This is a genomic window from Kribbella aluminosa (assembly GCF_017876295.1).
In the GTDB taxonomy this organism is placed as follows: Bacteria; Actinomycetota; Actinomycetes; order Propionibacteriales; family Kribbellaceae; genus Kribbella; species Kribbella aluminosa.
The window spans coordinates 251,553-269,276 of the sequence record NZ_JAGINT010000001.1 but is presented as its reverse complement, the minus strand read 5'-3'; the positions used below and the strand labels follow the sequence as shown (position 1 = coordinate 269,276).

Annotated in this window: 22 protein-coding genes; 10 read left to right on the top strand and 12 right to left on the bottom strand. The window is 68.6% G+C overall.

Translation table 11 applies throughout. The features are described 5' to 3' along the window. Window position 1 precedes the first annotated feature (1 nt). Window positions 2–451, bottom strand: a complete 450-nt coding sequence (locus JOF29_RS01390) for a MarR family winged helix-turn-helix transcriptional regulator (protein ID WP_209692412.1) — start codon at window positions 449–451, stop codon at window positions 2–4. A gap of 118 nt (window positions 452–569) precedes the next feature. Here JOF29_RS01390 and JOF29_RS01385 point away from each other — a divergent pair, with 118 nt between their 5' ends. After that, window positions 570–1,775 carry an MFS transporter gene (locus JOF29_RS01385; RefSeq protein ID WP_209692411.1) on the top strand — a complete coding sequence of 402 codons (1,206 nt, stop codon included), beginning with the start codon at window positions 570–572 and terminating at the stop codon, window positions 1,773–1,775. A 76-nt stretch (window positions 1,776–1,851) separates the two neighbouring features. Here JOF29_RS01385 and JOF29_RS01380 read toward each other — a convergent pair whose 3' ends face one another. Beyond that, the gene (locus JOF29_RS01380) at window positions 1,852–2,229 is read right to left on the bottom strand and encodes a hypothetical protein (protein ID WP_209692410.1); all 378 of its coding nucleotides are present in this window, start codon (window positions 2,227–2,229) and stop codon (window positions 1,852–1,854) included. Between the two features lie 159 nt (window positions 2,230–2,388). On the opposite strand from JOF29_RS01380, the gene JOF29_RS01375 reads away from it, so the two are divergent. Beyond that, entirely contained in the window at window positions 2,389–3,090 is a 702-nt protein-coding gene (locus tag JOF29_RS01375; RefSeq protein WP_209692409.1) for a TetR/AcrR family transcriptional regulator C-terminal domain-containing protein, read from the top strand. Window positions 3,091–3,102: 12 nt separating this feature from the next. On the opposite strand, the gene JOF29_RS01370 is transcribed toward JOF29_RS01375, so the two are convergent. Genes JOF29_RS01370 through JOF29_RS01360 form a run of 3 tightly spaced genes read right to left on the bottom strand, consistent with a single transcriptional unit; the run spans window position 3,103 to window position 6,537 of the window. Then, window positions 3,103–4,464, bottom strand: a complete 1,362-nt coding sequence (locus JOF29_RS01370) for a dihydrolipoamide acetyltransferase family protein (RefSeq protein ID WP_307863094.1) — start codon at window positions 4,462–4,464, stop codon at window positions 3,103–3,105. Then, a complete protein-coding gene (locus tag JOF29_RS01365) occupies window positions 4,461–5,447 on the bottom strand; it encodes an alpha-ketoacid dehydrogenase subunit beta (protein ID WP_209692408.1) in 987 nt (328 codons plus the stop codon). The genes JOF29_RS01370 and JOF29_RS01365 overlap by 4 nt, the downstream gene beginning before the upstream one ends. Before the next feature lies 1 nt (window position 5,448). Further along, window positions 5,449–6,537 carry a thiamine pyrophosphate-dependent dehydrogenase E1 component subunit alpha gene (locus JOF29_RS01360; protein WP_209692407.1) on the bottom strand — a complete coding sequence of 363 codons (1,089 nt, stop codon included), beginning with the start codon at window positions 6,535–6,537 and terminating at the stop codon, window positions 5,449–5,451. Window positions 6,538–6,736: 199 nt separating this feature from the next. Here JOF29_RS01360 and JOF29_RS01355 point away from each other — a divergent pair, with 199 nt between their 5' ends. Then, the gene (locus JOF29_RS01355; RefSeq protein ID WP_209692406.1) at window positions 6,737–7,225 is read left to right on the top strand and encodes an Lrp/AsnC family transcriptional regulator; all 489 of its coding nucleotides are present in this window, start codon (window positions 6,737–6,739) and stop codon (window positions 7,223–7,225) included. Between the two features lie 81 nt (window positions 7,226–7,306). Here JOF29_RS01355 and JOF29_RS01350 read toward each other — a convergent pair whose 3' ends face one another. Beyond that, window positions 7,307–8,266: a LacI family DNA-binding transcriptional regulator gene (locus tag JOF29_RS01350; RefSeq protein WP_209692405.1), complete on the bottom strand. Its 960-nt coding sequence runs from the start codon at window positions 8,264–8,266 to the stop codon at window positions 7,307–7,309. 79 nt (window positions 8,267–8,345) lie between these two features. Here JOF29_RS01350 and JOF29_RS01345 point away from each other — a divergent pair, with 79 nt between their 5' ends. Next, window positions 8,346–9,662 (top strand): Gfo/Idh/MocA family protein, encoded by a 1,317-nt coding sequence (locus JOF29_RS01345; RefSeq protein ID WP_209692404.1) that lies wholly within the window; start codon window positions 8,346–8,348, stop codon window positions 9,660–9,662. Here JOF29_RS01345 and JOF29_RS01340 read toward each other — a convergent pair. Further along, entirely contained in the window at window positions 9,600–10,148 is a 549-nt protein-coding gene (locus JOF29_RS01340; protein ID WP_209692403.1) for an AAA family ATPase, read from the bottom strand. The two genes, JOF29_RS01345 and JOF29_RS01340, sit on opposite strands and share 63 nt — an antisense overlap. Window positions 10,149–10,203: 55 nt before the next feature. Next, on the bottom strand, window positions 10,204–11,205 hold the full coding sequence (locus JOF29_RS01335) for a magnesium and cobalt transport protein CorA (RefSeq protein WP_209692402.1): 1,002 nt from the start codon (window positions 11,203–11,205) through the stop codon (window positions 10,204–10,206). 151 nt (window positions 11,206–11,356) lie between these two features. Between JOF29_RS01335 and JOF29_RS01330 the strand changes: the two genes are divergently transcribed. Next, window positions 11,357–12,319 carry a 2-hydroxyacid dehydrogenase gene (locus JOF29_RS01330; RefSeq protein WP_245357398.1) on the top strand — a complete coding sequence of 321 codons (963 nt, stop codon included), beginning with the start codon at window positions 11,357–11,359 and terminating at the stop codon, window positions 12,317–12,319. A gap of 3 nt (window positions 12,320–12,322) precedes the next feature. Here the strand turns inward: JOF29_RS01330 and JOF29_RS01325 are convergent, their stop codons facing one another. Beyond that, window positions 12,323–12,682, bottom strand: a complete 360-nt coding sequence (locus tag JOF29_RS01325; RefSeq protein ID WP_209692401.1) for a hypothetical protein — start codon at window positions 12,680–12,682, stop codon at window positions 12,323–12,325. Between the two features lie 70 nt (window positions 12,683–12,752). Here JOF29_RS01325 and JOF29_RS01320 point away from each other — a divergent pair, with 70 nt between their 5' ends. Then, complete coding sequence (locus JOF29_RS01320; protein ID WP_209692400.1) at window positions 12,753–13,397, top strand: hypothetical protein; 645 nt, start codon at window positions 12,753–12,755, stop codon at window positions 13,395–13,397. A 3-nt stretch (window positions 13,398–13,400) separates the two neighbouring features. On the opposite strand, the gene JOF29_RS01315 is transcribed toward JOF29_RS01320, so the two are convergent. Continuing rightward, complete coding sequence (locus JOF29_RS01315) at window positions 13,401–14,285, bottom strand: RNA polymerase sigma-70 factor (protein ID WP_209692399.1); 885 nt, start codon at window positions 14,283–14,285, stop codon at window positions 13,401–13,403. 154 nt (window positions 14,286–14,439) lie between these two features. Here JOF29_RS01315 and JOF29_RS01310 point away from each other — a divergent pair, with 154 nt between their 5' ends. Next, window positions 14,440–14,928 (top strand): carboxymuconolactone decarboxylase family protein, encoded by a 489-nt coding sequence (locus tag JOF29_RS01310; RefSeq protein ID WP_209692398.1) that lies wholly within the window; start codon window positions 14,440–14,442, stop codon window positions 14,926–14,928. Window positions 14,929–14,994: 66 nt separating this feature from the next. Here the strand turns inward: JOF29_RS01310 and JOF29_RS01305 are convergent, their stop codons facing one another. Then, complete coding sequence (locus JOF29_RS01305) at window positions 14,995–15,399, bottom strand: VOC family protein (RefSeq protein ID WP_209692397.1); 405 nt, start codon at window positions 15,397–15,399, stop codon at window positions 14,995–14,997. A 120-nt stretch (window positions 15,400–15,519) separates the two neighbouring features. Here JOF29_RS01305 and JOF29_RS01300 point away from each other — a divergent pair, with 120 nt between their 5' ends. Further along, entirely contained in the window at window positions 15,520–15,894 is a 375-nt protein-coding gene (locus JOF29_RS01300; RefSeq protein ID WP_209692396.1) for a VOC family protein, read from the top strand. Between the two features lie 60 nt (window positions 15,895–15,954). On the opposite strand, the gene JOF29_RS01295 is transcribed toward JOF29_RS01300, so the two are convergent. Then, window positions 15,955–16,095 (bottom strand): hypothetical protein, encoded by a 141-nt coding sequence (locus tag JOF29_RS01295; RefSeq protein ID WP_209692395.1) that lies wholly within the window; start codon window positions 16,093–16,095, stop codon window positions 15,955–15,957. 264 nt (window positions 16,096–16,359) lie between these two features. On the opposite strand from JOF29_RS01295, the gene JOF29_RS01290 reads away from it, so the two are divergent. Next, window positions 16,360–17,175 carry an SGNH/GDSL hydrolase family protein gene (locus JOF29_RS01290; protein WP_307863093.1) on the top strand — a complete coding sequence of 272 codons (816 nt, stop codon included), beginning with the start codon at window positions 16,360–16,362 and terminating at the stop codon, window positions 17,173–17,175. A gap of 59 nt (window positions 17,176–17,234) precedes the next feature. Then, a complete protein-coding gene (locus tag JOF29_RS01285) occupies window positions 17,235–17,720 on the top strand; it encodes an SGNH/GDSL hydrolase family protein (RefSeq protein ID WP_209692394.1) in 486 nt (161 codons plus the stop codon). Window positions 17,721–17,724: the final 4 nt, after the last annotated feature.

Sequence of the window (17,724 nt, the reverse complement as noted above, 5' to 3'; positions counted from 1 at the left end):
GTCACACCGCTAGCGGGAGCTTCCCCAGCGCTCGCACCAGCGGGGACAGCTCAGGTAGGTCGGCCGCGTTCGACAGTGCAGACGTCAGTACGGCGTCATGTGTCGGCTGGGCCTGCTCGAGCAGGGCACGGCCGGCCTCGGTGACCTCTGTGTAGATACCGCGCCGGTCAGTCGGGCACAGGTACCGCTCCAGCAGTTTGCGGTCCTCCAGGCGGTTCACCAGGCGGGTAGTAGCGGACTGACTGAGCACCACTGCGTTGGAGAGCTGGTTCATCCGCAGGTGGTAGTCGTCCTGCCGCGCCAGCACGTCCAGCACGCTGTACTCGCTCACCGACAGCCCGTGCTGTTTCTGCAGCGCGCGCTCCAGCTCGTCCTCGATCCGGGCGTGCAGCGCCGCCAGGGTTCGCCACCCCTGCGCCCGCGCCTCCGCGGCGTCATCCGGTAGTCCCACGGCACCTCCACTTGAACATCACGCTTGCATGCGCAATCATAGCGCTTGTGCAATAGCCCGCGTGTGCAACTATCGCGCACGCCGGTAATAGTCATCAGCTTACCTTCGAAGGAGCGTCATGCCAGCGGCTCTGCTCGCACTCGCCATCGGTGCGTTCGGGATCGGCACCACCGAGTTCGTCATCATGGGGCTGCTCCCCGAGGTCGCCACCGACTTCGGGGTCAGCATCCCGTCCGCCGGCCTGCTCATCTCCGGCTACGCGCTGGGCGTCGTGGTCGGCGCCCCGCTGCTCACCGCGATCGGCTCCAAGGTCTCCCGAAAGACCGTGCTGATCGCGCTGATGGGCGTCTTCATCGCCGGCAACCTGCTCTCCGCGGTGGCCCCGTCGTACGGCGTGCTGATGACCGGGCGGATCGTCGCGGCGCTGTCCCACGGAGCCTTCTTCGGTGTCGGATCGGTCGTGGCCGCGTCGCTGGTACCGAAGGCGAAGCAGGCGAGCGCGATTGCGCTGATGTTCACCGGGCTCACGATCGCCAACGTGCTCGGAGTACCGGGTGGGACGGCGCTCGGGCAGCAGTTCGGGTGGCGGTCGACGTTCTGGGCGGTCACTGCGCTCGGTGTGGTCGGGCTACTGGGCATTGTGTTCCTGGTACCGCGGCAGGGCTCCGCTGAAGGCCCTGGCCTGAAGAGCGAGCTGGCGGTGTTCAAGAGCCTGCAGGTGTGGCTGGCGCTCGCTATGACCGCGCTGGGCTTCGCGGGTGTGTTCGCGTCGTTCACCTACATCGCACCGATGATGACCGAGGTCGCGGGCTTCTCTGCCGGCGCGGTGACCTGGCTGCTGGTGCTGTTCGGCGTTGGGCTCGTGGTGGGCAACCTGATGGGCGGTAAGGCAGCAGACCGGTCGCTGATGCCGAGCCTGTACCTGATCCTGACGCTGCTGGCCGCCGTACTGGTCGTGTTCGTCTTCACCGCACACGCCAAGATCCCGTCTGCCGTCACGATCGCGCTCTTCGGAGCAGCCGGGTTCGCAACGGTCGCCCCGTTGCAGAAGCGGGTCATGGACAAGGCCCCAGGGGCTCCGGCGCTGGCGTCCGCGGCCAACATCGCCGCGTTCAACCTGGGCAACGCCGTCGGCGCGTACCTCGGTGGGCTGACCATCGAGCGCGGCCTCGGCTACACCGCTCCCAACTGGGTAGGCGCCGCGCTCGCTTTCGCCGGACTGCTCGTCGCACTCGTCTCCGGCCTACTGGACCGCCGCCACACCAGCCAGGTCCCGGCCCTAGCCGTAGAACCCTGCCACGGCGTGGAAGGACTTCTTCGGTAGCCAGGTGGTAGGGGATGACGGGTTCTGGTCTTCGGAGCAGAGGACCTTGCAGAGGCTGAAGGCGGCCATGTCCCCGTCATGGAGGCGGTCGTTGGGGACGGTGTGGGGCGACGGGTGAGATGAAGGTGTACGGGGACGCGCCCAGGAAGCCCTGCTCCGTGAAGACCTCAAGCATGTCGGTCAGGTGGTCCGCCTGCTCCTGCTCGTCACGGACGTACTGCGAACGACCGCGGCGGATCGACACGGTCAGCCCTTCCCTGAGCGCCGCGGTCGCGGTGTCGATCAGCCGGCGTACGTCGCTGCCGTTGATGCTGACCCAGTTCGACGCCGTACGGCATGGATCTCGCCACGCATCTGGCTGTGCCGTCAGCGCGGGCGGCTGCCGTCGGGCCGCCGGTGTCGTACGCGACGCCTTGAGCGTGCGCCGGTGTGGTGACGCGACGGCAGGTGTCACCACCCCTGCCGTTGCTGCAGCTGCTCCTAGGGCGACTGGGCGCGGTTGATCGTCATGGTTCGAGTCTTCGCCGGTGCGGCGGGCAGGTCGTCGTGCCGAGGTCGCGGCCTGCCCACTTTGGTCGTGAAACGGTGTTCCCGGTTGTGACACACTGTTTCAGTGCGTGAGGCAGATCGACGAACGGCGCTCGGATCGGTGTGGTTGCGGGACGAGCCGGAGCCGACGCGGAGCCGGCTGAGCCGAGAGGACATCGTCGCGACCGCGATCCGGGTACTGGATCGGGACGGGCTGGATAGGTTCTCGATGCGGGTGATGGCGGCTGAGCTGGGGACCGCGGCGACCTCCGCGCTGTACTGGCGGATCGCCAACAAGGACGACCTGCTCGAGCTTGTCGTCGACACGGTTCTGGCTGATGCGTTGGTCGAGGCGCAGGGCGACTGGCGCGAGCAGGTGACGGACGTGTTGATGGCGGCGTACCTGGCGTTGTGCGCGCACCCATGGGCCGCGCAGTTGCTGCCGACGCATGCTGGGCTCGGGCCCAACTATCAGGCGTTGACCGATCGGGTGCAGGGCATCTTGGCCGCGGCCGGGTTCAAGGGAACGCATCTGGACTCGGCAGTGTCCGCGGTCATTCATTACCTGATCGGCTCGGCGGTGGCCGACTCCGCGTGGATCTCGGTCGTCCGGCGGAGCGGGCTGAGCGGGGCGCGCTGGGCGTCGAAGTCGGCGGGCCGGATGGGCGTCGACTCCCAGCACCTCGCCGCCTACTTGAACCGCGAGAGCACCGCCGGCCCGGAAGCACGCTTCGCTTCCGGGCTCCGGGTGATTCTTGTCGGCCTCAGACCGCGACAGATCTCTTAGAGGTCCGCTCTCTTAGAGGTCCGCGAATGCGGTCGCGGGGTTCTCGAACGCGTCGGCCACGAACCGGAGAAACGCAGCCGCGGTGCCGCCGTCGCAGACGCGGTGGTCGAACACGAGCGACAACTGGGTGAGCTTGCGGACGGCGATCTCACCGTCGACCACCCACGGCCGGTCGATGATCCGGCCGACGCCGAGGATCGCGACCTGCGGGTGGTTGATGATCGCCGCACTGCCGTCCACGCCGAAGCTGCCGTAGTTGTTCAGCGTGAACGTCCCGAACGTCAGCTCCTGCTGGGTCAGCCGCCCGTCCCGCGCGGACGCGGTCAGCCGGCGGATCTCCGCGTCCAGACCGCGGGTCGTCAACGTGTGCGCGTTCCCGATCGCCGGTGCGACGAGACCGCGGCCGGTCTGCGCCGCCAGCCCGAGGTTCACCCCGTCGTACTGGACGAGCTCCTCGCGCCCGGTGTCGACGTATCCGTTGAGCTCCGGGTACTTGAGCAGCCCGGCGACCACGAAACGGGCCATCAACGCGAGTAGACCGGGTCCCGGATCTGTTGCCGTCCGCAATGACGCACGGAGCTCCACGAGTGCGGTCGCGTCCACGTCGACCCAGGTCGTCGCCTCGGGGATCTCCGCGCGACTCCGAGTCAGCGTCGCGACGACCGCCTTACGGAACCCGCTCATCGGAGTACGCCGCAACTCGTGTAGACCGGTCCGCGCCTCGACCCCAGCGACCGCCGGCTGACCAGCGGTCGCCGGCACCGCGGATGGCTGTATCGCGGACGGCCGCACCTCGGACGGCCGTACCTCGGAGGCCGGTTGTGCGCGGAACGCGATCGCGTGCTCGACGTCCCGGCGCACGATCAACCCGTCCGGGCCCGACCCCGTCAATTCGTGGAGATCCACCCCACCGTCCCGCGCCAGCCGCCGTACCAGCGGCGAGATCACCAACGGCACCCGTGCCACCGAAACGTTTTCCGAAACGCCGGAAACCCCGGAAACTCGAGGTTTCCGCCGCCGCCCCGACCCGGTCGACTCCACCGTCCCGTAGCCGACCAGCACGTTCCCCGACCCCGCGCGCTCCTCTGCGCGGTACGCCGCCCCCGCAGGATCCGCAACCGTGAGCAACGGACTCCCGACCGGCACCGTGGTACCGGGCTCACCATGAAGCTCCTCGATCACCCCCGCATAAGGCGACGGCAGCTCGACGATCGACTTGGCCGTCTCGACCTCCGCGATCGGAGTGTCGACCGCAACCACATCGCCGACCTTCACCAACCACCGCACGATCTCCGCCTCGGTCAGCCCTTCACCGAGGTCAGGGAGCAGAAACGTGTTGCTGTGCTTGATGATGCGCTCGCTACGCTCGCTCACGAGTCCTCCCACTGCAGATCGTCGACCGCGTCAAGGATCCGGTCCACGCTCGGCAGCTGGTACTTCTCCAGCTTCGGCGGCGGGAACGGAATGTCGAACGCGGTCACCCGCCGCACCGGCGCCGCCAGCGAGTGGAAGCACTTCTCGGTGACGCGGGCGACGATCTCCGACGACACACTCGCGAACCCGCTCGCCTCCGCGACGACCACAGCCCGCCCGGTACGCCGGACCGCCGCACACACCGTCTCGTCGTCGAACGGCACGATCGACCGCAGGTCGACCACGGTCAGCTGCCGCCCCTCGGCCGCCGCGGCTTCGGCCGCCTCCAGCGCGACCGGCACCGCGGGACCGTACGCGATCAGCGTCGCGTCCGCGCCCTCCCGCCGTACGACGGCCCGACCGATCGCCGGCTGCGACTCGCCGAGATCGACCTCTTCCTTCGCCCAGTAGAGCTTCTTCGGCTCCATGAACACGACCGGATCCGGAAATTCGATTGCCTTACGCAACAACCCGTACGCGTCCGCCACCGTCGCCGGCGTCACCACGGTGAGCCCCGGAGTGTGCGCGAAGTAGCTCTCCGACGAGTCGCTGTGGTGCTCGACGCCGCCGATCCCGCCGCCGTACGGGATCCGGATCACCATCGGTAGCGTGACCTTCCCGCGGGTCCGGTTGCGCATCTTCGCGACATGCGAGACGACCTGCTCGAACGCCGGGTACCCGAACGCGTCGAACTGCATCTCGACCACCGGGCGCATCCCGTTCATCGCCATCCCGACCGCCATCCCGACGATGCCGGCCTCGGCCAGCGGCGTGTCGAAACAGCGCTGTTCGCCGAACTCAGCGGTCAGCCCGTCGGTGATCCGGAACACGCCGCCGAGCGCGCCCACGTCCTCGCCGAACATCACCACGGTCTCGTCGGCGGTCATCGCGTCGCGGAGCGCCTGGTTGAGCGCCTGCGCCATCGAGATCTTCGTGTGCGCCATGTCAGGCCTCCTCTCGGGCCAGCTCGTCGCGCAGGAACGCGGCCTGCTCACGCAGCTGCTGCGTCTGTTCGGCGTACAGATAGGCGAACAGCTCGGCCGGCTCCACCTCGGGCTCCGGCATCAGCCCGTCCCGCAGCTGCGCGGAAATTCGTACAGCGTTTTCCTCCGCACGCTGCCGCACCTCGTCGTCCAGACCGCCGTTCTGCGAGAGGTACGTCGTCAGCCGGTCGATCGGATCGCGTTCGAGCCACGGCGCGACCTCGGCGTCCGCGCGGTACCGGGTCGCGTCGTCGGCGTTCGTGTGCGCCTGGACCCGATACGTGTGCGCCTCGATCAGCTGCGGTCCAGCACCCGCGCGGGCCTTGTCCACCGCCTGCCCGAGCACCGCGAGCAGGCCGGCAAGATCGTTGCCGTCGGCCCGTTCACCCGGAATGCCGTACCCGATTCCCTTGTGCGCAAGGGACGGCGCCGCGGTCTGCTTGGCCAGCGGGACCGAGATCGCGTACTCGTTGTTCTGCACGAAGAACACCACCGGCGCCCGGAACACCGCCGCGAAGTTGAGCGCCTCATGGAAGTCGCCCTCGCTGGTGCCGCCGTCACCGACCAGCGCCATCACGACCGTGTCCTCGCCCTTCAGCCGGGCCGCGTGCGCCACCCCGACCGCATGCGGGAGCTGGGTGGCGAGCGGGGTCGACTGCGGCGCGACCTTGTGCTCGTACGGGTCGTAGCCCGAGTGCCAGTCGCCGCGGAGCAGCGTCAGCGTCTCGATCGGGTCGACGCCACGGCTCATGATCGCGACCGAGTCGCGGTACGTCGGGAACAGCCAGTCACCCTCGCGGAGCACCATCGTTGCGGCGATCTGGCACGCCTCCTGCCCGTGCGACGACGGGTAGACCGCCAGCCGTCCCTGGCGGACCAGTGCGCTCGCCTGGTCGTTGAACCGGCGGGCCTTGATCAACTGTGTGTAGCCGTCGACGAGCCGGTCCCTCGCGGGCAGCTCGTACGACGGGTTCTCGTGCGGTACGCCGTTCTGGTCGATCAGACAGACGGGTTCCGCGGAGGGGAGCAACTGCTCCGAGACGAAGCTCATCGACGTCCTCGCTTCGCTCCGGGCGCCGATGAGGCGCGATGTGGACTGTGTTTGATGGTGAACTCGCTTCGCTCGCTCACGAGACCCTCCAGCGCAGGAGACGGACGGTAGCCACATCGTCGTACCTGCTGGTCAAGTGGATCTATAGCTGGGAGAATCGCGAGACATTTGGTTCCAAGCTGCAGATCGGACGCTCAGAATGTCTGACGAGGTGATCGTCCACCGGGCCGGTCCTGGACAGATTGTCGTCGCCCCGGCGCTCGACGAGGTCGATCGGCTGATCATCGAGGCGCTCGGCCGCGACGGACGGCTGTCGATCCGGGCGCTGGCCGACGCGGTGCACATCTCCCGTGCGAACGCGTACGCACGCGTCGAGCGGCTCACGAACACCGGCGTGATCACCGGTTTCACCGTCACCGTCGACCCGCTCCGGCTCGGCCTGGGTACGTCGGCGTACGTCACGCTGAGTCTCCGGCAGAGCTCGTGGCGGTCGCTGCGCAAGCAGCTCCAGGCGATCCCGGAGATCAAGCACATGGCGCTGGTCGGCGGCGACTTCGACGCGATCCTGCTGGTCCGCGCGGCCGACAACGAGGGCCTGCGGCGCCTGGTCCTGGAGAAACTCCAGGCGATCCCCGAGGTCCTCGCGACCCGCACCGCCCTGATCTTCGAGGACGTCGGAACGCTCTAGGACGTACCTCCCGATCCCACGCCGTAGCGAGCAGGTGCTCGGCGGGCACCTCGCAGTAGGCGTGGGATCGGGAGGTGCGTCCTAGCAGCCGCACGACCTCCGGCGGATCAGCTCGGTCGGGACGGTCAGGGCCTCGACCGCGTCCTCACCTTCGATCAGCCGGCGGACGGCCTCCTCGGCGAGGCTCTCGACCGGCTGCCGTACGACGGTCAGCGGCGGCCAGGTGTACTCCGTTTCCGGCGTACCGTCGAAGGCCACGACCGCGATGTCTCCGGGGACGTCCACGCCCGCCTCGTGCAGGGCCCGCATGACGCCGATCGCCTGCAGGTCGGAGCTGGCGAAGATCGCGGTCGGCTCGTGGTGGAGCAGGGTCTGGCCGGCCCGGTACCCGCCCTCACGGGAGAACGTGGCGCGGGCGACCGGTCCCTCCGGCAGCGCCGCGGCCGCCAGCGCGTCGCGCCAGCCGAGCTCGCGCTCGGGATGCCCGGCGCCACCGATCACCAGGCCGATCCGCCGGTGGCCGTGCGAGATCAGGTGCTCGACGCCGAGCCGGGCGCCCTCGCGGTACGCCGGCCGCACCGAGCTGACGGTCGGCAGCCGGCGGTTGATCGCGATCACCGGTACGTCGACGTCCCGCAGGTTCGGGTCGTCGGTCGGTGCCACCAGAACCAGGCCGCTGACCTGCCGGGCGAGCAGCTCGGCGATCTTCGCGTTCTCGGTCTCCGGGTCGCCGTCGGCGCTGGTCTGCAGGACGACGTACCCGCGGGCGGCCGCCTCCCGGTCGATCGCCTTCGCGAGCTCCGCGAACAGCGGGTTGCCGCCGTCCGGCGTAATCAGTCCGAACGTCCGCGTGGTTCCCATCCGGAGCGCCCGGGCGGTGGCGTTCGGCCGGTAGCCGAGCGCGCGGATCGCCTCCAGCACCCGGTCCCGGGTCTCCGGCGCGACCTTCCGCGGGCCTTCGTTCACGACGTAGCTGACCACGGCGGTACTCACGCCGGCGTACTCCGCGACGTCGTTCCGGGTGACCGGTTCCTTCGGCATGCAGTGATGGTACGACGGTTGACCGGGCCGGAAAGCGGTTGCTAGCGTTGTCGATCTACACGAGTAGAAGGAGCCCGCCGTGCCCAGACGCTACGCAGTCGCCGGAACCGGTTCGCGAGCGCAGTCGTACATCCGCGCCATCCTCCAGGAGCACCCCGAGGAGGCCGAGCTCGTCGCCCTGCTCGACCCGAACCCGGGCCGGCTCGCGTTCCACCAGACCAAGCTGACCGAGCTGGGCGGCCCGGACCTCCCGCAGTACGGCGCCGACGACCTGGAGCGGATGGTCAAGGAGCAGTCCGTCGACCGCGTCGTGGTGACCAGCCCCGACTACACGCACGCCGCCGTGGTGTCGCGGCTGCTGCGCGCCGGCGCGGACGTGATCGTCGAGAAGCCGCTGACCATCGACGCCGACGGCACCCGGCAGATCGTCGACGCCATGAACGAGTCCGGCAAGTCCGTGGTCGTCACGTTCAACTACCGCTACTCGCCGCGGAACAGCGCGCTCCGACAGGTGATCCGGGACGGCGAGATCGGGCAGGTCACCAGCATCGAGTTCCAGTGGGTGCTGGACACCCGGCACGGCGCGGACTACTTCCGCCGCTGGCACCGCGAGAAGAAGAACTCCGGCGGTCTGCTGATCCACAAGGCGTCACACCACTTCGACCTGGTGAACTGGTGGATCGCCTCACAGCCGACGCGCGTGTTCGCCTCCGGCGGCCTGGCGTTCTACGGCTCCGGCAACGCCGCCGCCCGCGGTCTCGGTGAGCGGCCGGCCCGCGGCACGATCGATGGTTCGGCCAACGACCCGTGGCTGCTCGACCTGCGCACCGACGACACGAACCGCCAGCTGTACTACGAGGCCGAGAAGTACGACGGGTACCTGCGCGACCAGGACGTGTTCGCGCCGGGCATCACGATCGAGGACAACATGTCGGTGATCGCCGAGTACGCGAACGGTGCCCGGCTGAGCTACTCGCTGAACGCGCACTCGCCGTGGGAGGGGTACCGCGTTTCGGTCAACGGGACGCTCGGCCGCGCCGAGCTCGAGGTGGTCGAGCGGGCCGCGGTCGTCGACGACCAGATCGACCCGAGCTACCCGTCGGACCGGGTGATCGCGGGCGACGTCCGCAGCAACGGTGAGCGGCTCGTCCTGCAGAAGCACTGGGCGACCGCGGTCGAGGTCGAGATCCCACGCGGCGAGGGCGGCCACGGCGGCGGCGACAAGCTGCTGTACGACGACCTGTTCGTTGGCGCGGGCAACGATCCGCTGGGACGGGCGGCCGACGTCCACGACGGCGTCCGGGCGGTCGCGGTCGGCATCGCCGCGAACCAGTCACTCGCGACCGGTCAGCCCGTCGTCGTCGCCGACCTGCAACTGGGCGGCTGGACCGCATAGTCCGGTCTCGTTCAGGATCTGCTGGACGGTCGCGTCGAGCGAGCTGGTCTCGTCGATGACCGTCTCGCGCGGCTCGTCCAGCAGATCCTTCGGGCGGTACCAGTCGGCCATGTCGTCGGCCGCGAACGCGCTCGCCTTGTCGCGAGTCGCGTGCCGCCGCACGGTCTCCTCGAACGGGATGTCCAGGTAGTAGAAGTGCCCGCCGTGGTCACGATGCAGCCGCGCGAGCATCCCGCCGTACCGGACGGTCGGCAGGATGCCTTCTACGACTGCATGGAAGCCCCGGGCGAGTGCATAGCTCGCCATCTGCCCGATCAGCTCGATGTTGGCACCGTCCGGCTCGGCCAGCTCCTGGAAGACGGTCCGGCGTACGTAGTCCTGCTCGATGTAGGCGATGCCGTGTCCGTACCGCTCGCGGATCGCTTCCACGACAGAGCTCTTGCCGGAGCCCGAGTTGCCCCGAAGCACGATCAACCGCGACGTCACGTTACGGGACTGTACCTATCGGCCGGGCCGATGTTCGAGCCGGCTGACGTGCGGCTCAGGTCGCGTCTCTGGCTGCGCGTTGGCGGCGGAACCAGATCAGCAGGGCGATGCACGGTACGAGGAGACCGCCGATGCCCAGCACGAAGAAGTCCCACTCCGCCCCGATCCGGTTGACCATCCAGGCGAAGTTCTGGCCGAAGAACCCGGTCACGAAGGTCAGCGGCAGGAACACCGTGGCGAGGATCGTGAGCTGCTCGATCGTGGCGTTCTGCCGGACGCTGACCTTGGTCTGCTCGACCCCGATCACCGCCATGTTCGCCTCCAGCACCGTGGCGAGCAGGTCTCGTTGCGCGGCGACCTCCTCGTTCACCAGCACCAGGTGGTCGCGGACGTCGCGGAAGTACGGCAGCAGCGCGGTGTCGCGAGCGTCGCGTTCGAGGGTCGCGAGTACGGCGAGCAGCGGGTGGACCGCGCGGTAGAAGTCGGTCACCTCGCGGCGCAGGAAGTAGATCCGCTCCGTCGGCGCGACCGAACCGGCGAACACGGTCCGTTCGACCTCCTCGATGTCGCGCTCCAGCTCAGCGACCACCGGGCCGTACCCGTCGACGACCTGGTCGAGGATCGCCCAGAGGACGGAGCTGGTGCCGCACTCGAGGAGTTCGGGGCGCTGCTCGAGGCGGATCCGGGCGCCGTGCAGGTCGCTCGCCACGCCCTGCCGGACGGTGATCACGAACGACGGCCCGACGAACACGCTGACCTCGCCGAAGTCGACCTCCTCGCGGGTGTCGTCGTACCGGGCGGTGCGCAGGATGACCAGCCGGATGTCGCCCTCGTACGGCTCGACCTTGGGGCGGAGGTGGAACGTCTGTGCGTCCTCGACGGCCAGCTCGTGCAGGCCGAAGTTCGTTCTGACGTCGGCGAGTTCCTCGGGGGTGGGTTCGAACATGCCCAGCCAGACGAACCCGCCGGCCCGGCAGCTCGCGGCGGCGTCGGCGACCGACATCGCCTCGACGTGCTGGCGGCGTCCGTCCCGGTAGTAAGCGCAGTCGATGATCATGATGGCCTCCTCTCCTGATCGTCGTCGTTCCGTCCGCCGCCGCAACAGGTCTGGGCGGGAAAGCGGGGGTGAACTTCGGTTCCGGTCCAGTTCCTGAGAAGTGCCGGTCGGGTTCCTGGTGCGGGCCGTGCTCGTCGTCGAGGATGAACGCATGGGACTTCCAGTCGTGCTGATGCCAGGACCGATGAACGAAGCTGTCGCCGCCGGGTTGGACGGTCACTGCGAGCTGATCAGGCTCTGGCAGGAGACCGATCCGGACGCGGTGCTCGCGGCCCGCCGGGACGAGATCGTTGCCGTCGCCACCGGCGGTACGAGGATCGACGGCCCGTGGCTCGACCGGCTCCCCGCCGTACGGCTGGTCGCCAGTTTCGGCGTCGGGTACGACCGCATCGACGCGGTGGCCGCCGCCGAGCGTGGCGTCATCGTCACGAACACCCCCGGTGTCCTGGACGACGAGGTCGCCGACACCGCGCTGGGCCTGCTGCTGATGACTGTCCGCGAGCTAGGCCAGGCCGAGCGGTACCTGCGCGACGGCGAGTGGGCGGACGGTACGCCGTACCCGTTGACCCGCGCAACCATGCACGGCCGCCGGATGGGCATCCTCGGCCTCGGCCGCATCGGCCAGGCGATCGCCGACCGCGTCCAGCCGTTCGGCGTCTCGGTCGCCTACCACAACCGCAGCCCGAAGCCGGTCGACTACCGGTACTACCCGTCCCTGGTCGAGATGGCCGCCGACATCGACACGCTGATGGTCGTCATCCCCGGCGGCCCGACCACGCGCCACCTCGTCGACGCCGAGGTCCTCAAGGCGCTGGGCCCCGACGGCATCCTCATCAACGTAGCCCGCGGCACCGTCGTCGACGAGCAGGCCTTGGTCGACGCCCTCCGCACCAACACCATCCAAGCCGCCGGCCTGGACGTCTTCGAACACGAGCCCAAGGTCCACCCCGACCTCCTCACCCTCCCCAACGCGGTCCTCCTCCCCCACGTGGGCTCCGCCACCCAACCCACCCGCACCGCCATGGCCAACCTGGTCGTCGAAAACCTCACCCACTACCTCACCAATGGCACCCCCCTGACCCCCGTCCCCGAATCCGCCCACCTGGTGAAGTAGGAGTCAGTCGGTCGGGTCCCACCGGATGTAGTCCGGTTCGGGGTCCACGACGAAGCGAACTGCATCGACGGTCGTCCCGCCGCTCAGCCACGCCTTCGCAATCCGATGCCCACCATCCATCAGCCGCCCGTCCGCCGAAAGAATCACCGGATACCGCAGATCCGCCTTCTGAATCCGCTCAGCATGCCGAGCCACCATCCGGCAGGTCACCGCCCGCCCACCGAACCAGCAGTCCTCATCAAACTCCCGAATACTCTCGATTGCCACAGCCTCCGCGGCAAGCTCCGCCGACAACTCCCAAAGCCGCTCAGTCAGATAGAACGCCCGTCCACCGGGCACAGCACGCGAATGTCGTTCAGGCATCCCAGCATCATCAACCGTTGACCGTCAGCGAGTCAGGTGGTTTGTTCGGTTCTGAGCCACTGGAGCGGCGATGGTCGGTTGGGAGAGTTTGCGGGAAGATCTGCTGCGGTATCGCGAGGAGTCGCCGCGGCCACTTGTCGTGTGGCCAAGCCCCTCCACCGAGCGTAGGCACGAGCGGCGGTTCCGGATTCAGCTCGCTGCCTGGGCGACCGGCATTGCGGGGGAGCTTCACGCGAAGTACGGCGACCTCGTCGAGCTGCAGGTCGGCGCTCTGACCTTCCCGGGCAGGCAACTGTTCGTGGACGAGCTCGCCCGCCAACTACACGGTGAACCCGCCGACCGCGGCGAGCTCACCGCCGACCTCCTTGCCCCGTTGACGATCCGCTCCGGCCATCACTCCAAGCAAGACGTCCTCGTGACGAACCACGCCGCACACCAACAGGTCCTCATCACCGCGGGCGATCTGCACTCCACGGTGACCGACAGCTCCGGCGCCGTCGTCGGCCTCTACGTCGGCCCGCACAACGCGCCGCGAATAGAGTTCCCGATCGACCCCGGGCACAGCCGTCCCGTACCCGCCCTCATCGGCACAGCCTCACTGGTACCCGACCTCGGGTACGCCGTCCCGCCCGGCACATGGGCGCTCGTGATCACCCTGCAGACGGTCAGCGGCTTCTACCTGTCGACCCCACTCGAGCTGACCATCACCTCCTGACGATCAGCGGGTCAGGAGGTTTTCTTTGGTCAGGTGGGAGAGCTTGGCGGGGTTGCGGACGGCGTACAGGCCGGTGATTTTGCCGTTTTCGACGTGGAGGACGGTGACGGTGTCGACCTCATCGGTGAAGCGGAGGAGGAGGGCCGGCCGGCCGTTGATCTGGGTGACTTCGAAGGAGGCCTCGGTGAGGTTGTCGACGGCCAGGGCCAGCAGGCGGGCGACCTTTTCGGCGCCTACCACCGGGCGTGGGAGGGCCTGGACGACGCCGCCGCCGTCGCCGAGGAAGACCACGTCGGGAGCGAGGATGTCGACGAGGCATTGGATGTCGCCGGTGTTGACGGCTCGCTGGAAGGCTTCCAAGGCGTGGCGGGTCTCGTCGGCGGAGACCCGGCCGCGCGGGCGGCGGGCGGCTACGTGGGAGCGGGCGCGGTGGGCGATCTGGCGGACGGCGTCGGGCTTCTTGTCGACGGCTTGAGCGATCTCGTCGTACTCGAGGCCGAAGACCTCGCGGAGGACGAAGACGGCGCGCTCGGTGGGTTTCAGGGTTTCCAGGACGAGCAGCATCGCCATCGAGACGCTGTCGGCGAGTTCGACGTCGTCGGCGACGTCCGGGGCGGTGAGCAGCGGTTCGGGCAGCCACGGTCCGACGTACGACTCCTTCCGGCGGCCGAGGGTGCGGAGGCGCTGGAGCGCCTGCCGGCTGGCGATCCGGACCAGGTACGCGCGATGGTCCAGCACGGTGTCGAGGTCGACGCCGACCCAGCGCAGCCAGGTCTCCTGCAGTACGTCCTCGGCGTCCGCGGCCGAGCCGAGCAGCTCGTACGCGACCGTGAACAGGAGGTTGCGATGGGCAACGAAAGCCTCGGTGGCTCGGTCGGTACCGGTCATGGAACAGCTCCCTCGTCCGCAGGCGTCACCCATCAGATGCCGGCCGCCCCAGCTCTGTGACATCCCGGTCCGTATGGCGCACGTCACGTCACACGCGCCGGCCGCGCGGCATCTCGTGTTCGTCCAGTAGATCCCACCAGTGAGGACGACGACGATGGAAACCCGGATCGACCTGATGCAGAACGCGTTCGGCGCCAAGCTGGCCAAGCGGTTGTACGCCGTACACGCGCTGATCCAGCAGACCGCCCTCCCGCACCCGACGCAGAACCTGGTGATGCTGCGGGCGAGCCAGATCAACGGATGCGGCCACTGTATCGACCTGCACACGAAGGAGGCGGCCGCAGCGGGCGAGACCGCCACCCGGCTGAACCTGGTCGCGGGCTGGCGGCACTCCACGGTCTTCACCGAGGAGGAGCAGGCCGCGCTGGCGCTCACCGACGAGGCGACCCGTCTGGCCGACGCGTCCGAGGGTGTGTCCGACGAGACGTGGGCGCGCGCCGCGAAGTACTACACCGAGGACGAGCTGATCGCACTGGTCACGCTGATCGCGATGATCAACGCGACCAACCGGATGGCGGTCACGCTCAACCAGCTGGGCGGCTCCTACGAGCCCGGCCTGATGGCAGCCTTCGTCGAAAACTAGCCGTGCCGGTCAAGCCTGCCGCGAAGACCTTCCCGGGGACACCGAATCCCCCGGGAAGGTACGTCGTCAGCCCGCGATGTTGACCATCCAGTTGATCCCGAACTTGTCGGTGACCATGCCGAACTCGTCGCCCCACATCTGCTTCTCCAGCGGCACCGTCACCTTGCCGCCGTCGGACAGCTTCGTGTAGTAGCCGCGCAGCTCTTCGCCGTCACCGCTGAGGCTGATCGCGATGTTCTCCCCCGGGTTGTACGACATGCCCTGCGGGGTGTCGGCCGCCATCAGCGTGAACCCGCTCGGCGTCTCGAGCTGGCTGTGCATCAGCAGGTCCTCGTCGTCCGGGCCGTGCGAGGCGCCGAACTCTTTGAAGGTGTTCGACGACACGTCGCCGCCGAAGACTCCCTGGTAGAACTCCATGGCGGCACGCGCTTCGTTCTGGAACTGGATGTACGGATTGAGCCGGGATGCCATCGGATCGTCCTTCCCCCAAACTGGCCGGGCCTTCTGGTCCGGCGCCATGCTTCGCACAGTAGACCCGGCCGCCGACAGTCCGCGAGACCCGGTGGACGGCCAAGTGGTTAAGGTCTGCGCATGAAATTGCGACACATCACGATTGATGCGGCGAACCCCTACGAGCTGGCCCAGTTCTGGAGTACCGTGACCGGCTGGCCGCTCGGGGACGGCGACGAGCCGGGCGACGACGAGGTGCTGGTGGTGGCGCCGGATCCGGTACCCGGGCTGCTGTTCATCGCCGTACCGGAAGGTAAGAGCGTCAAGAACCGCGTGCACCTCGACTGGGGCCCGACCGAGCGGACACGGGACGCGGAGGTCGAGCGGATCTCGGGGCTCGGCGGGACGATCCACGAGGACCACCGGCGTCCGGACGGGCGCGGTTGGGTGACGATGAAGGACCCCGAGGGCAACGAGTTCTGCGTCGAGCGGAGCCAGGCGGAGGTCGCCGGCTGACTCACACGGGCGGATTCACAGAGTAGCGATCCGGTGACGTACAGGCAGGCCGCCCGTACGTCACCGGATCTCCGTGGCCTGCGACCACTGCACCTGCCAGCCGGCCTCGGTACGGCGGTAACAGTCGAGGTGCCAGGCGCTGAGCGGCCCCGGTTCGCGCCCGTCGACGCCGATCTCGATCGCCGACCGGTACCTCAACACGGCGACCGCGCCGTCGACCAGCGGGCGGCGGCTTCTGGGGTGCGGCGGGCGACTAGGTGGGCGAGGCGGGTGCGCTCCAGGGCGGGCAGATCCGTTGATTCCGGCATGACCGAAAACCTATCCATGATTTGCGGCGTCAGGGATGCTAGGGGCAGGAAGGGAACCGGGGGGTTCGCTTCCGGCGGTTGGGGGTAGGCAGGCATGCAGCGGATCTGGGGGTCACCGCGTCATGTCATTGTGCGGAGAGAACGAAGGGCGGGAAGCGTGCGGCAGGGTGGGGCGACGGAGGTGTCGGGGGTCCGGGCGTTCTTCGGATCGTTGCTCGCGATCGTCGTCACGCTGCTGGTCGTCGCGGTGCTCGGCGGCGTGTTCGTCGTACTCGAACCGCGTACGACCGGATCCGAGGCCCTGGTCGGCGGCACGTCGTACAGCGTGCCGACCAGGGGCGGCGGCCCGTACGGCTCCGGCACGCTCGGGCCCTGGCAGGGCCTGCTGCACCGGATCTCCTCCGAGGACCAGATTCGCGACGTCCTCGCGTTCGACGGCGTCTTCATGTTCGGCGACAGCATCGCGGTGCAGGACAGCTCCGCGCTCGAACAACTGCTGGCGGACCGCGGGGCCGACCCGATCGCGGTGCACGACTGGTCCGGGCAGCCGGCGTCCGCGGCGGTCGACGCGCTCGAGGACTGGTCGCGCAGCTACGGTCTGCCGCAGCGGATCGTGATGGCGGTCGGCACCAACGACATCTTCGACCCGCCCGCGTTCACCGAGCAGGTCGAGCGCGCGATCCGGATCGCGGGCCCGAACCGAACGGTCTACTGGGTGAACGTGTACGCGAGCCGCACCAAGCAGCCGGCCTCCGTCCAGGACGCCGACCTCGCGAACAGCACCTGGATCAACCAGCAGCTGGCCCAGGCCGCCCTGCTGCACCCGAACCTGCGGATCGTCGAATGGTCCGAGTTCCTCACGACGCAACCGAACGGCCCCGCCCAGTACCTGCGCGACGGCGTCCACACCAGCGAGCCGACCGGCAGCTCCGCCCGCAACGGCCTGATAGCCGACGCGATCGCAAGCCACTAGCCAACCTGCGGACCGATCTACGCGTGTAACAGGCACGTCGTTCTCTGCGGGAGTTGTGCATGATCATCAGACGCTGGTCGGTCTCGGCCGCCATCATCGTCGTACTGACAGCTGCCCTCCTGGCGCTGCTGCACTTCGACACTCCGGACGTGCACGCGAAGCCGGTTGTCGACACCGGCAGTTACGGATCCGGCGCGCTCGGTTCGTACCAGAAGAACGATCGCGTGATCGCGAGCGGCTCGGAGGTCCGGCACGTGGTCGCGTCCGACGGCATCGTCCTGTTCGGCGACAGCATCGCGGTCCAGGACGGCGCGGCACTCGGCCGGCTCTTGGAGCAACAGCTCGGTACGTCGTTCGCGCAGTACAGCTGGGCCGGTCAGCCGACGTCGGCAGCGGTTGACGAGCTGGCCGCGTGGGCCAAGGCGTACGGGCTGCCGCGGCGGATCGTGATGGCGGTCGGGTCCAACGACATCTTCGACCCGGCCGCGTTCGGCGCCCAGGTCGAGCGCGCGCTGCGGATCGCCGGGCCGAGGCGGACCGTGTAGTGGG